Source organism: Sporofaciens musculi, from assembly GCF_009830285.1.
GTDB lineage: Bacteria > Bacillota > Clostridia > Lachnospirales > Lachnospiraceae > Sporofaciens > Sporofaciens musculi.
This window is the reverse complement of the sequence record NZ_WUQX01000001.1, coordinates 4,573,793-4,587,057: the sequence shown is the minus strand read 5'-3', so window position 1 is coordinate 4,587,057 and position 13,265 is coordinate 4,573,793. Positions and strand designations below refer to the sequence as shown.

General features: G+C 44.4%; 11 protein-coding genes. 8 read left to right on the top strand and 3 right to left on the bottom strand.

What is annotated here, in order from left to right; all coding sequences use genetic code 11:
- Positions 1 to 222: 222 nt before the first annotated feature.
- From GN277_RS23120 to GN277_RS23110, 3 genes are all read left to right on the top strand, one after another.
- Positions 223 to 1,572 carry a hemerythrin domain-containing protein gene (locus GN277_RS23120; protein ID WP_159754343.1) on the top strand — a complete coding sequence of 450 codons (1,350 nt, stop codon included), beginning with the start codon at positions 223 to 225 and terminating at the stop codon, positions 1,570 to 1,572.
- 111 nt (positions 1,573 to 1,683) lie between these two features.
- Entirely contained in the window at positions 1,684 to 2,556 is an 873-nt protein-coding gene (locus GN277_RS23115) for a hypothetical protein (RefSeq protein WP_159754340.1), read from the top strand.
- 13 nt (positions 2,557 to 2,569) lie between these two features.
- Positions 2,570 to 2,836 (top strand): DUF2164 family protein, encoded by a 267-nt coding sequence (locus GN277_RS23110; protein WP_204162782.1) that lies wholly within the window; start codon positions 2,570 to 2,572, stop codon positions 2,834 to 2,836.
- Positions 2,837 to 2,915: 79 nt separating this feature from the next.
- Here the strand turns inward: GN277_RS23110 and GN277_RS23105 are convergent, their stop codons facing one another.
- Together GN277_RS23105 and GN277_RS23100 are read right to left on the bottom strand one after the other, a co-directional pair.
- Positions 2,916 to 3,608 carry an LrgB family protein gene (locus GN277_RS23105; RefSeq protein WP_159754337.1) on the bottom strand — a complete coding sequence of 231 codons (693 nt, stop codon included), beginning with the start codon at positions 3,606 to 3,608 and terminating at the stop codon, positions 2,916 to 2,918.
- Positions 3,589 to 3,969: a CidA/LrgA family protein gene (locus GN277_RS23100; RefSeq protein ID WP_159754334.1), complete on the bottom strand. Its 381-nt coding sequence runs from the start codon at positions 3,967 to 3,969 to the stop codon at positions 3,589 to 3,591. Before GN277_RS23100 ends, GN277_RS23105 begins: the two co-directional genes overlap by 20 nt.
- A gap of 171 nt (positions 3,970 to 4,140) precedes the next feature.
- On the opposite strand from GN277_RS23100, the gene GN277_RS23095 reads away from it, so the two are divergent.
- Positions 4,141 to 5,271, top strand: a complete 1,131-nt coding sequence (locus GN277_RS23095; RefSeq protein WP_159754331.1) for a HipA domain-containing protein — start codon at positions 4,141 to 4,143, stop codon at positions 5,269 to 5,271.
- A 43-nt stretch (positions 5,272 to 5,314) separates the two neighbouring features.
- On the opposite strand, the gene GN277_RS23090 is transcribed toward GN277_RS23095, so the two are convergent.
- Positions 5,315 to 5,671 (bottom strand): molecular chaperone Hsp90, encoded by a 357-nt coding sequence (locus GN277_RS23090; protein WP_159754328.1) that lies wholly within the window; start codon positions 5,669 to 5,671, stop codon positions 5,315 to 5,317.
- A 208-nt stretch (positions 5,672 to 5,879) separates the two neighbouring features.
- On the opposite strand from GN277_RS23090, the gene GN277_RS23085 reads away from it, so the two are divergent.
- The 4 genes from GN277_RS23085 (at position 5,880) to GN277_RS23070 (ending at position 13,200) form a co-directional block, all read left to right on the top strand.
- Complete coding sequence (locus tag GN277_RS23085) at positions 5,880 to 9,038, top strand: alpha-mannosidase (RefSeq protein WP_204162781.1); 3,159 nt, start codon at positions 5,880 to 5,882, stop codon at positions 9,036 to 9,038.
- Positions 9,039 to 9,077: 39 nt separating this feature from the next.
- Positions 9,078 to 9,743, top strand: coding sequence for a DUF624 domain-containing protein (locus GN277_RS23080; RefSeq protein ID WP_159754325.1), 666 nt, complete (start codon positions 9,078 to 9,080; stop codon positions 9,741 to 9,743).
- A 104-nt stretch (positions 9,744 to 9,847) separates the two neighbouring features.
- On the top strand, positions 9,848 to 11,668 hold the full coding sequence (locus GN277_RS23075; protein WP_159754322.1) for a sensor histidine kinase: 1,821 nt from the start codon (positions 9,848 to 9,850) through the stop codon (positions 11,666 to 11,668).
- A gap of 2 nt (positions 11,669 to 11,670) precedes the next feature.
- Positions 11,671 to 13,200: a response regulator transcription factor gene (locus tag GN277_RS23070; RefSeq protein WP_159754319.1), complete on the top strand. Its 1,530-nt coding sequence runs from the start codon at positions 11,671 to 11,673 to the stop codon at positions 13,198 to 13,200.
- The last annotated feature ends 65 nt before the right edge of the window (positions 13,201 to 13,265 follow it).

The following is a 13,265-nucleotide window of genomic DNA, read 5'->3' as shown; positions in this document are numbered from 1 at the left end:
AGTTACTATGCATTGCATGTAAGGGGCCAAATCTAGCCTGCAAGCACGTAGATGAGAGTATTATAATAAAAATTAGATTTGGATACAAGGAGATTGATTGAATGGGATGTTTTTTGATGTGAACGGTGAGAGTACCTAAATATTGTTAGATGAATACTATAACAGTATACACAAAAGACGGCTATTTTATGCATCTATTTTATTTTAAGGAGGATTACAAAAATGGATGGTCAGCTTGTATGGAAAGACGAATATAATATTGGCGTAGATATTATTGATCAAGAGCACAAAAGACTTTTTAAGATTATCAATAAACTATTCCGATTCAGCGACGAAAAAAGTAAGAGTCAGTGGGCGTGCCAGGAAGGAATCAAGTTTTTCAAGGATCATGCGGTAAAGCATTTTGCAGAGGAAGAAAATTATATGGCGTCTATTAACTATGAAAGGCTCAAAGTACACAGACATATTCACAGTGAGTTTCGTGAGAGGACGCTTCCGGCACTTGAAGAAGAACTAGAAAAGACAAAGTATTGTACAGATTCTGTGGAGCATTTCCTTGGAGTCTGCGCCGGATGGCTGGTCGGACATACACTAATGGAGGACCGCGCAATCACGGGGAAGGGCAGAAGCAGATGGATAGGGCTTTTGCAGGAAAAGGAACAGGAAGCAATGAAGAAGATTATTCTTCAGTTGATGTATGATTTGTTTCATTTGGAATCTTATGTAATCAGCGACGCCTATGGAGGCGAAAAGTTTGGAAAAGGGGTATACCACCGTCTGGTCTATGGGACAGAAAAGGAGGAGGAAAAATACGAGATATTTTTAGTTTTTGAAGAAAAGCTGCTGATTAACACGGTTGGGAAATCTATGGGTATAAAGACGAATAAGCTTAATACTTTGTTGATGAATGCATCGAGGTATATGGCGCGTCAGTTTGCAGAGCATGTGAAGAACCATCTGTCGGATATGGAGGGGTATGAGTTAAAAGAAGAAAATCTCCTTACTTACGAGCAATTCCAGGATGTGTTTGAAAATGAAAGATTGCAGTTAAGTCTGTTGTTCGATACTGGTGAAGGATACTTTTCATACTGTACGTCTGCAGGGCATCCATCAAAAAAAGGGAATGTCGCGCCTCTAAGAATGGATAATGCAATGGCTGAGGTTGAGAAATATATCATGCAGAGGGAAAGTCATTGGAAATGGAAGGTGCTTGTAGTGGATGATTCTGTTACGGTGAGACAGGGAATTAAAAATCTTCTGGCAGAGGATTATGATGTGGCCCTTGCCCAGTCTGGCACAGCGGCGCTTCGGTGTATGATTCTGGATAAGCCGGACCTGGTTCTTTTAGATTATGAGATGCCGGTTTGTGACGGACAGCAGGTATTGAAAATGATGCGCTCAGAGGAGACATTTGCAGATATTCCGATTATTTTTTTGACAGGGAGGGCTGATCCGGAGACGGTTAAGAAGCTGGTTGCCTTAAAACCAGACGGGTATCTGGTAAAATATTTAAAGCCAGAGCAGATTAAGCAGAAGATAGATGAGTACTTTGAAAGGCAAAATATTAATTAATGAAAGGACAGACGGAAAACTATCAGCATAAATCATTAAGTATTTTTACCCGAAGGTCGATTATTTAAATAACAGCAGTACAGTTGTGTGGGGCAGACGAGGAGGAGAAGTATGCGGATTAATACACAGAATATGTTCTGGATGAATAAGCCAGGCAGTCAGAAGGCATTGAATCAATTTCTGCCAGGGGCGGCAAGAACGGCGGATTCACAGAAAGCACAGAAGCAGAGAGCAATCCAGGAGAAAGCGGCGGCTCTTATAAGAGGAGGGGATACGAAGAAGATAGATACAGGGCTTGAGAATACTGGACCGGCGGCGCTGTCTTCTTTTATAGTGGCCAAAGAGGATGTGCCTGTGAAGGCGGCTCAGAAGATAGAGGCATATTACCAGACCACAGGCTCTCTGGCGGACAGTATTACCTACAAGGAGACGCGGCTTTTGTATCTTCAGTCTGAATATGAGAAGATTGCTGCAAATGGCTCCGAAAAGCATGCGGAGAAGATGAAAGAGCTGATAGCGTCAGAATATCAGGATATGGCAGGCGTGCTTGACTATACGGCAGAGCTTCTGGGCGACAGCCTGCGCAACTGTGAAGCGGTGTACGGGAAACCCTTCAGCGAAGAATATCGAGGGCTGCTTGGGGATATACCGGATAAGATTAGCAGTATTTCAGAAGAACTTAAAAAAGCCGGAGGTATAGAGGAAGGACTTGCGTATCTTGCAAAGGCGAAGGAGCAGCTAGCCAGCCTTGGGGATGAGCTTAAGGACAGATACCAGGAGTATACGGGAAAAGAGCTTGCAGAGTACGAATACCGGACAAAAGAAGATTATGGGCACGCAGTCGGTTCATACGGCCTTCTGTGGAGTTGGGATGAGGTGACGGTAGATACTGATAACCTGGAGAATCTGGCGGATTACGGAGTAGATATAAGTAATCTGAGTGGGATTCCAGTGGCGGTGAATCTGATTGATACAAAGGCATGATAGGGGAAGGAATATGAGAAGAAGGCAGTCTTTATCCCAGATAAAGTTGTCGGATGTACAGAAGGAAAAGCTGAAGGACGAGATTAAATCTTTTTATTTGGATGTACGCGGCGAAGAAATCGGAATGATTGAACAGATGCAGTTATTAGAGCTGTTTGAAGAAAAATTGGCGCCCATCATTTATAATAAGGCATTGGATGATGGGAAAAGATGGTTTGGCCAGATGATGGAAAATGTAGAATCCGATTATTATACACTTTACAAAGAAGAAAGAACTTAGGGTGCTGAACGAAAAAAGATTGTAGGAAGATAAACATCGAAGTATACGAGGGTCTTCCTACAATCTTTCTATTTTTTAGTTACATAAGCATAGCAAAAATGGAAGCCCCCATAACGGTCAGAAGTCCGGCAACGGCTATGGCAAGGCTGCTCATAGCGCCTTCAATCTCCCCCATCTCCATGGCTTTTGCAGTTCCGATGGCATGGGAGGCAGTTCCGATGGCAAGCCCTTTGGCAACAGGATTATGAATCCGGAAGATTTTACAGATTATTTCTGCCGTAACGTTTCCAAAGATTCCGGTGATAATGATGACAGCCACGGTTATGGTCTGAATCCCGCCCAGCTCCTCCGAAATCCCCATTCCGATGGCGGTGGTGATGGATTTGGGCAGCAGCGTTACGTACTGCTCATGGTTCAGGGAAAATAATCTTGCCAGCAGGAAGATACTCAGAAGGCTTGAGAGAACTCCGGCGGTGATACCGCCTACTACGGCCTTCAGGTTCTTTTTAAGCAGCTCCATCTGTTGGTAGAGGGGAACTGCCAGACATACGGTGGCAGGAGTCAGCAGATAGCTGATATATTTAGCGCTCTCGTTGTAATGTCTGTATTCTATCTTAAGAAGGGTCAGAACAGCCATGACGGCGACGGTGGCAATAAGCAGAGGGTTAAAGACTGCCAGCTTGAATCGCCTTTTTAACAGAAGTCCGGCCTCATAGGCCGCCAGGCTTAATACAGCGCCGAAGAATAAGGAATCAACCAGAAATTCTTTCATTTTTTTCTCCAATCGTCTTATCTATTTGAATCATTTTCTGTGTTACCTGTCCCGTTACTGCCATTACAATGACCGTAGAAATCAATGTGATGAATATAACTGGAATCCAGACAGGCTTAAGGAATGACCAGGACTTTAGAAGGCCGACTGCGGCAGGTATAAACATGACCGGCATGATTTCGATTAAGAAGCCGGCGGCTTCCTTAACCTGGTTTATTTTGATGATTCCGGTACATAACGCGGAAAGCATAAGGATTAATCCGTAGACGCTTGCGGGAATCGGAAGGGGTATCATCACATGAAGCAGCTCGCCTAGAAATGAAACGAACAGGATGATACAGAATTGTCTTAAGTATAGCATAATGATTTCATCTCCTATCTGGTAATGCATATACAACTGGTAGTACCTGTACATCATAGAATACAATTATTACAGTGTCAAGAAAAAGTAAAATAGCGTTGTTTTTTGCAGGTAGAATTGTTATACTTACAGTATATCAGATACAGAATTTATCAAATGGGGGACAAGGGTATGACTGGTGAAGGAAATCATTTTACAGGGGAACAGGCGGCAAAGTATGTTTTGCTAAACAAAGATGTGGTGATTGCGGAATTTGAGGTAGATACAGTATTTGATACGATTAATATTATAGAACAGTTTGTAGAACTGCCATATTGGTTTGACAATATCGGGGATTTTATCCGTAACAGACGTGCGCCTAAGCAGAGGGAGAATATTGAAGAATTGCTGCGTTTAAGCGGATGCGATACTTTACAGGGATTTTTGGATATTTCTCATGCATTGTCTTTGGTGGATACATTTTGGGTGAAGCGTATAGATAGCGAACTTGCATGGAAAAATGTATCTTTGTATACACATCCCTTTAATGAAGTTATTGCCAAGACTGCCTTCGAGGGAGGACTGCATGGCAGGCAGTTAAGCACCACTTCTCCGGAGTACGGTACGGACGGGTCTTTTGCCAAGTGCTGGATTCGGGAGGGGGAACGTATTAGGATGCTGAAGCGCGGCAGTTCGGGAGCGCGGAATGCCGGATTGGAACCTTATTCAGAGTTTTATGCAAGCCAGTTAGTGAGCAATTTCACAGATGAGTTTGTGACCTATGGTTTGCGGATGCATAACAGAAGAATCTGCTCGGTGTGCGACCTTTTTACATCCGAGGAGTATGGGTATCTTCCATATGCAGCGGTTGACAGGGGAAATTCTTCAGTAGAGTCCGTTTTACGTAAAATGCAGGAATTTGGTCTGGAAGAAAAGATGAAACGTATGTTTGTAATAGACGCCGTAATATTGAATGAGGACAGGCATAAGAATAATTTTGGGTTTATTGTAGATAACAGGACGCAGGAAATCGTGGGGATGGCGCCGCTGTTTGACCATAATATCTCACTATTGCCTTACGCAGAAGAAGGTGAGTTTGAATATGGCGGCGACTATCTGAGGCGGAAAGGGCCGCGGATTGGAGACGACTGGATTAAGATCGCGGCAATGTGCCTTGATGCTAAGACCAGAAAGAATCTGATTCTGTTATCAGATTTTCGTTTTGAAAGACACACGAAGTACAATCTGCCTGAATGGCGGCTTGACGCTCTGGAGAAATTGATTCATACAAACATTCAGAAGATTTTAAATTTTCCAAATTAGCACAGTAAAAGGGGACCGCCAAAAAGGACAGTCCCCAAACAGACTATAAAAGTTCGCCTTTCTTCTCAAGAATGGCCTCACAAGCCGCGCAGGCTGGGCAGTCGCAGTATTTCGCGCCTGCTGTTTTCAGCTCCTCTGCGTGGGCAAGCACATTCTTCGCCTTCTCTTTGCCGAACACCTGGGCCCCTGCCTCTGAACCTGCGAAAGCAATCAGCCCGTCGATAGGCATAATATCCGCCTCAAGTTCTGCAATCAGATTCTTCGCTGCCTCCCCTTCTTTGTCTGTTCCCACAGCGTCAAGCCAGTTTTTTCCTGCTTCTTTTGCCTCAGCACAGCAGGTGGCTGCATGGATTAGCACATTTACTTTCTCGGTTACAAAGTCTTTTACTTCTACATTCATTTTACTTTTCCTCGCTTTCGTGTTTGTTGTACCGGATGGATTCAATAAAAATGTTTTAGATTATCATGGATTATACTATATAGAAGTAATTTGGTAAAGAACTTTTTATGGATAATGTTCATCAAAACTAGAATTTTCTGAATTGCAATATTTGAAGTCCCATAATAAAATGATGCTATAAGACAGGGCGAGCATTAAGGAGGATGTTATGTTTTTGACAGACAGAAAATTAGAGAGACGTATCGAGGAAATCGAGCAGTATCGCTATCGGGATATCATTGAATTCAAGACCTTTGCGGCAGCAGAGGAAGAACAGGGGGTAGTGAATCCCAAGCTGCCAACCTCCCATGAACAGGGAACAGAAAAGTGGTATACATTAAACACAGGCGATACATGGAAAGGACGGGACCGCTTCGTATGGTTACATAAGGATATTGCCGTTCCCGCAGAATGGAAAGGGAAAAAGGTAGTGGGCGTATTCGACTTTGGCAATACAGGAGGAGGAAATAACTCCGGATTTGAGTCCATGGCATACGTGAACGGAAAGATGTATCAGGGCGTGGATGTGAATCACAAAGAGTTGATTTTACAGGAGGATTTATGCGGGACCACCGTAGAGCTTACCTTCCGGCTGTGGTCAGGCTTAGAGGGAGGCGGCGTCCCCAAAGAACAAGAGCACAGAATCGCGCGGGCCGACCTGGCATGGCTGGATGAAAAGGTGGATGATTTCTATTATATGTCGTTGATGGTACGCCAGACATTGGATGAGCTTTCCGATTCTGAGCCAATTCAGCATGAACTGCGCAAGGCGCTTGAGCAGGCGTTTCGTCTGATTGACTGGACTTGCCCAGGCAGCCAGGCATTCTATGAGTCAGTATATCGGGCTGATGATATGTTAAATGAAAGTATCGACGGGATGGATAAGAATTCCATGGTAAATGTATACTGCGTAGGCCATACCCATATTGATGTGGCGTGGCTGTGGCGGCTGAAGCATACCAGAGAAAAATGCTCTCGTTCTTTTTCTACCGTTTTCCGTCTGATGGAAATGTATCCGGAATACATTTTCTTACAGACACAGCCTCAGTTATACGAGTATATGAAGGAGGAATTTCCTGATATCTTTGAAAATATCAAGAAAAGGGTTCAGGAGGGCCGTTGGGAGGCTGACGGCGCTATGTGGGTAGAGGCTGACTGTAACCTGACAAGCGGAGAATCCCTTACAAGACAGATTCTTATTGGCAGTAAGTTTATCAAGGACGAGTTCGGCAAAGATGTAGAATACCTGTGGCTACCGGATGTGTTCGGGTATTCCTGGGCGATTCCCCAGATTTTAAAGAAGTCAGGGATTCATACCTTTATGACTACAAAGATTAGCTGGAATCAGTATAACCGTATGCCCCACGATACCTTTATGTGGAAGGGAATCGACGGCAGCGAGGTGCTGACCCACTTTATCACCACGCCTGAGCCTTGGAGAGAGAGGGACTCATGGTTCTATACATACAATGGAAATCTTCTTCCAAGAACGGTAAAAGGCGTGTGGGACGCATATCGGGATAAGCAGATGAATCATGACCTGCTAATTTCCTTTGGCTACGGAGACGGGGGCGGCGGTGTGAACCGCGATATGCTTGAGTGTGCCAGAAGGCTTGATAAGATTCCTGGGCTTCCCAATGTAAAGATGTCCACAGCAGGAGAGTATTTCCGGAAGCTTCATGATACCGTAGAGCATACAAAGGAGTATGTCCATACCTGGGACGGAGAGCTGTATCTGGAATATCACAGAGGCACTTACACAAGCCAGGCATACAATAAACGCATGAACCGGAAAATGGAGCTGCTTTACCGCAGAGCCGAGTGGCTTACTGTGCTGGAGGCGTTACAGTCAGGCAATATGGCGGATGCCAAGCAGGAGGAGTTGACTAAGGGCTGGAAGCATATTTTGACAGACCAGTTCCATGATATTATTCCAGGTTCTTCGATTCATGAGGTTTACGAGGATTCCAGAAAAGATTATGCATATATCGAGGGGGTAGCCCGTGAAGTGGAGAGAAGCGCGTATGCACATATCACAGAGAAGAAAGAGCATACCTATACTGTAATCAACCCCTCCGGATGGACCATGAATCAGATTGTGGAGATTCCTGGCGATGTAGACGGGCGCTTCCAGGACAAAGACGGAAATGAACTGATTTCCCAAAAAGGACAGGGGGTAACCTATGTAGAGGTAAAGGACGTGCCGCCTATGGGGATGAAGGTCATTTCAATAGGGCAGACAGAAAAATCCTCAGAAAAAGCAGGGGCCTTTACCATAGAGGACAGGGAGATTGAGACGCCTTACTATCGGATTTCCCTGAATCAGTATGGGCAGATTACAAGGCTGTATGATAAAACCTATGCCCGCGACGTGCTTCCTGAGGGAGAGAGGGCCAATGTGCTTCAGGTATTTGAGGACAAACCGCTTGATTTCGATGCATGGGATATTGATATCTTTTACCAGGAAAAGATGCGGGAAATCACCGACCTTACCATTTTTGAGGTTGCGGAAATAGGGCCGCTTCGCATGAGGCTTCATATGGAATGGGATTTTGCGCCTGGTATGAAGAAGTCTGACGGTCCATCCTCCTGTATCAAACAGGACATGCTTCTTTACAGCAATGACAGGAGAATTGATTTTAAGACCGAGGTAGATTTCCACGAACAACACAAACTCCTGAAAGCAGCGTTCCCTGTGGATATCCGCTCCACCTATGGCACATACGACGTGCAGTATGGAAACGTGCGCCGTCCCAACAACTGGAACACAAGCTGGGAGCAGGCAAAATTCGAGACGGTAGCCCACAGATGGGCGGACTTGTCTGAGAGAAATTACGGAGTAAGCATCTTAAACGACTGCAAATACGGACATGATATTAAGGATAATGTACTGCGGATTTCCCTGTTAAGGGCAGGAACCCATCCGGATCATCTGCAGGATCAGGGGATACATACCTTTACCTATGCATTGCTTCCTCATAAGGGAGATTTTGTGGAGGGAATGGTTGTGCAGGAGGCGTTTGCGCTAAATGAGCCAATGCAGGCCGTGGCAGGGCAGAGCAGTCTTTCCTTCGACAGTTTTCTTTCCTTTGACAATGAGCAGGTGGAGTTGGACGCTGTGAAGAAGTCTGAGGACGGGAAATACATTGTGGTTCGCTTCCATGAATTTGCAGGGTCAAAGCAGGAGGTGACTGTGAAGCCAGGCTTCTCTTACCACGCATGGGCAAAATGTGATTTGCGGGAACGGCCAGTCACAGAATTTAGTCGGGACGAGATTCGGATGCAGCTTCATGCATATGAGATTAAGACCCTATTGATTGAAGTGTAATCTTTAAAATATAAAAATTATTGGAGAAAGGACTCAGGGATGGAAGAATTATTCAACATAGAAAAGGTGTTAGGATTTTGTGAGAAGGTGTGCTATTTTTTCATAGTAAATGTGCTGTTTGTCATTTCTAATATTCCAGTGCTTCTGTTTCTGCTGTTTGTGGGTGCGGGGCAGATTAGGGAATGTCTTCCGCTGTTCCTTGTGTGCCTCATCCCAATGGCGCCGGCGCTGTCGGCTGTGATGTATGCCATGAACCGGCTGATACAGGGAGTGGAGGGAAATGCTCTGCGTGATTATAAGAAGGGATACGTTAGGGACTTTCTACAAAAGGCAGAGCTTGGGGCAGGACAGATGCTTGTACTTTTGATGTGCTGGACTAACATAGAGTTTTTTACGGTGCAGTTAAGATGCCTCCCCCTTGCAGTCCTGTTTATCTTATTGTTTGCGGTATCAGTCCTTGCCACCCCGAATCTCTATATGCTGGCCAGCCGCTATGAAATGGGCAAAGTACAGATTGCAAAAACTGCAGTTACACTTTTGTTTGTGAAACCAGTATTTACTCTTGGAAACATTGTGGCGTTTTTTCTCATCCTTGCGTCCTTTGAGATTTCGGCAGGGACGACGGTACTGTTTATGGGGAGTGCGTATGGATTTCTGGTAATGTTTATGAATCAGACTGTCATGAGGCAGCTTGAAAATATGTGAATAAAGTCCCTTTTAGGGAGTGAGCAAGTCTAAGGAAATGCAGGAAATACTGCATTTCCTTGTTGGCGTTGTTGTTTACATTATGAAAGAAGGGGAATCTAAAGATGGAGATTAAGGGTTCAAAGCAGCTATACCATAAATTGTTTTTTATTTATACGGCGATTCTGGTGTGCGTTATATCGGCGTTGGTCATTTTCTTCATTAACAGTACCAGGAAACGTTTCCTGGAGCAGAGCTTAAGATACACGGAGATGATGAGCGAGTCTGCCCTGTCTTATCTGGAGGATTCCTCCGATATTGCAGAGTATATTCATGAAGATTTGTACAATTCCGGTATGGAGTTAAAAGATGTGCTTCACTATATGACGGATGAGCCGGATCAGTATCAGAAATACCGCCTGGATACCTATATTGAAAATAAGCTCAATGGGTATAAAGGAATTGAGGAATTTTTCCAGGATGCATTTCAGGCATACGGAAGCCTAAGTCAAATCACGCTGTTCAGTTATGAAAGGGATGAGATTACAGAGTATACAAGGGATGGAAAGAGCTACAGGAGAGATGGAGACGGGGAATTTAAAGAGCGGCTGGAAAACGGCGAGCTAGTGCAGGAAGGCTGCTTTGCTTATCTGAAGGAGATTCGCGACCCGTCAACGATGCAGGGCAAGGGCTGTATGCTGCTTGGGTTTAGGAGTAAGAAGTTTGAGTCAATCTGGCAGTATTATTCCCGCGCAGAATTGATGGTATACCATGATTCCCAAACGGTTGTATACACGTCTTCAAAAGAGCATGAGATATCCGACATTATGGAGGCGGAGAATAAGGGGGAGCTGGAGATTTTGCTTGGGGCCTATGTGGAACAGGCACAGCATGGGCAGTATCATACCATAAGCTATATTGAGAAGGGCAGGGCATCGGCAGTTCCATTTTCTATTGTGGTGATGTTGGTGCTGGTGGGGATTGCAGTGATGGCTTTGGGAGAGCTGTTTGTCAGATATTATCTGCAAAAGCTTGCCAACAGGCTGAATCGGATTCTGGACGGCATGACGAAGGTAATGGACGGAGATTTGGCGGTGCGTATTCCCATTGATTCATTGTTGGACGAAGAACGCCTGCCCGCAGGACATGCATTCAGGTGTGCCCTTGGGTATAAAAAGGAGGATGAACTGGATGTGATTGCCCGATATTTTAATGAAATGTGTGCCAAATTGGATAAGCATATTAAGAAGCAGTATCTGGCGGAAATCGAGCAGAAGAATGCGGAGATGGACGCACTTCAGAGTCAGATTAATCCACATTTTCTGTATAATACGCTGGAGGCTGTCCGCATGAAGGCAATCTGCAACGGAGACAGAGAGGTGGGGAAGATGCTTTACAGTCTGGCGGTCACCTTTCGGGCGCAGATTAAGGAGGCGGATATCATAACGCTGGCCCAGGAGCTGCACTATTGTAAGAAATATATGGAGCTTTTTGAATTCCGGTATCAGAACCAGTTTCAGGCAAATGTGGAATGTCCGGAGGAGTATCTTAAGGTGCCGATTATTAAATTTGTTTTGCAGCCTGTGATTGAGAATTATTTTATCCACGGTATACGGATGAAGGAAACGGACAATTTTGTGAGAATCATTGTTGAGAAGGAGGCAGAAAGAAGATATGGGGAGGGCGCTGGTCATAAAGAAGCAGATATGTGTGAGGAAGGTTATCGTATTATCGTTGAGGATAACGGAAAAGGAATGACAAAAGAGGCCATTGAGGCGAAGAACCGTGAGCTTGAACATGATACCATGGAGAAACATTCTTCTATCGGTATTGCGAATGTCAACCGAAGGCTTAAGGCTGTTTATGGCAAGGAATGTGGAATCCATTTAGAGACAGGGAGTCAGGGGGGACTTCGAGTCATTTTAAGATTTATGGGAGGAAATTGAGTATGAAAAAAGTGATGCTTGTGGAGGACGAGGAATTAATCCTTCAGGGAATTCGTAATATCGTGGATTGGGAGGAGTTGGGGCTTAAAGTGGTGCATATGGCTCACGACGGGGCAGAGGCCCTTGAAATGTGGGAAAAAGAGCCTGTCCAGATTGTGGTGACGGATATCAGTATGCCGGAGATGGACGGTCTGACCCTTCTTCGGAAGCTTCGGGATCAGGAGGAACAGGTGCGGTTCATTATTCTGACCGGATATGATGAATTTGCCTATGCAAGAGAAGCAGTCCGGTTAGATGTGGAAAACTATATACTAAAGCCAATCGACGAGGAAGAACTTATACGTCAGCTTCGGGAAACCGTGAGGAAGCTTGAGGAGATGGACAGAAAGAAGCTTACATATATTGATGAGAAAACACAGTGGATGCATTTCTTAAATGGAAAATCCGAGAAAAGCGACGGAGAAAAGTTTGCGGAAATGTTAGGTCTTGCCACAGAGGGGCATAGTTATCATGGGGCTGTGATGAAATGGAACTTAGATGGGCTCAAAGAGAAGAAGATTACGAATATGATTGTAGAGCTTAAGAAAGAAGAACATTTGAGAATTGTCCATCTTCCTCCTGACAGCCTGCTTATGATACTGGACAGGGGCAGAATGGACGAGGCGGCTAGGAGTGAAGAACAGGTGCGGGAATATTTTTCAGAGCTTCAGAACCAGATGGAGAGCAGGTTTAATATTATGACATTTATCTGCGTAGGAGCATCTTTTCAGAGATTTGAAGAACTTCCGGAAGCCTACAGAAGTGCAAAGAAGCTTCAAAAGTATCTGATTATTGAAGGGTACGGAAACTGTATCAGCCTGCCCCAGATTCAGAATAGAAAAACGGAGTCAGTCCGTATGGATGAAACACAGCTTCGGAAATTTATTTTGAAAAAAGAAAAAGAAGCGGCGGTTGATTATATAGAAGATTTGTTTATTAATAATATACGCAAGGATGCCGACGTAAGCTCTCTGTACCAGATGGCGGTAAAAATGGCAATGCTTTTGCAGGATATGAAAAAAGAGTATAAGCTGGAATCTGGAAGATTCCATGATGTGTCGGAGCTTATGGAAACCATTTTCAGTGCAGACGATATTCATGGAATCAAGACGGCGTTTATCTCGGAGATTGTTGAGATTATCGAGTGTATGCACGAGGAGGATTCCCAGTATACTCCTGTGGTGCGTCAGATTATTGGGGAGGTACAGAAGAACTATAGAGAAGATATGAATCTGAAAACATTGGCTCATCGGTATCATATGAATGCATCTTACCTGGGGCAGCTTTTCCAAAAAGAGGTGGGGTGTTCTTTCGCACAATATCTGAGCAATACAAAGAATGGGATTGCCAAGGAGTTAATTTTGAACACAAACATGAAGATTAATGAGATCGCAAAACAGGTGGGGTATCCAGATACCAGTTATTTTTACCGGAAATTCAAGCAGAGTTATGGGGTGTCGCCAGCTTCCATGCGGGAAATGAAAAAATATTAAAATGGACAAAATCATGAAATGATGGACAAATTATTTCACGATTTTTTAATGCTAGAATTTGTTCA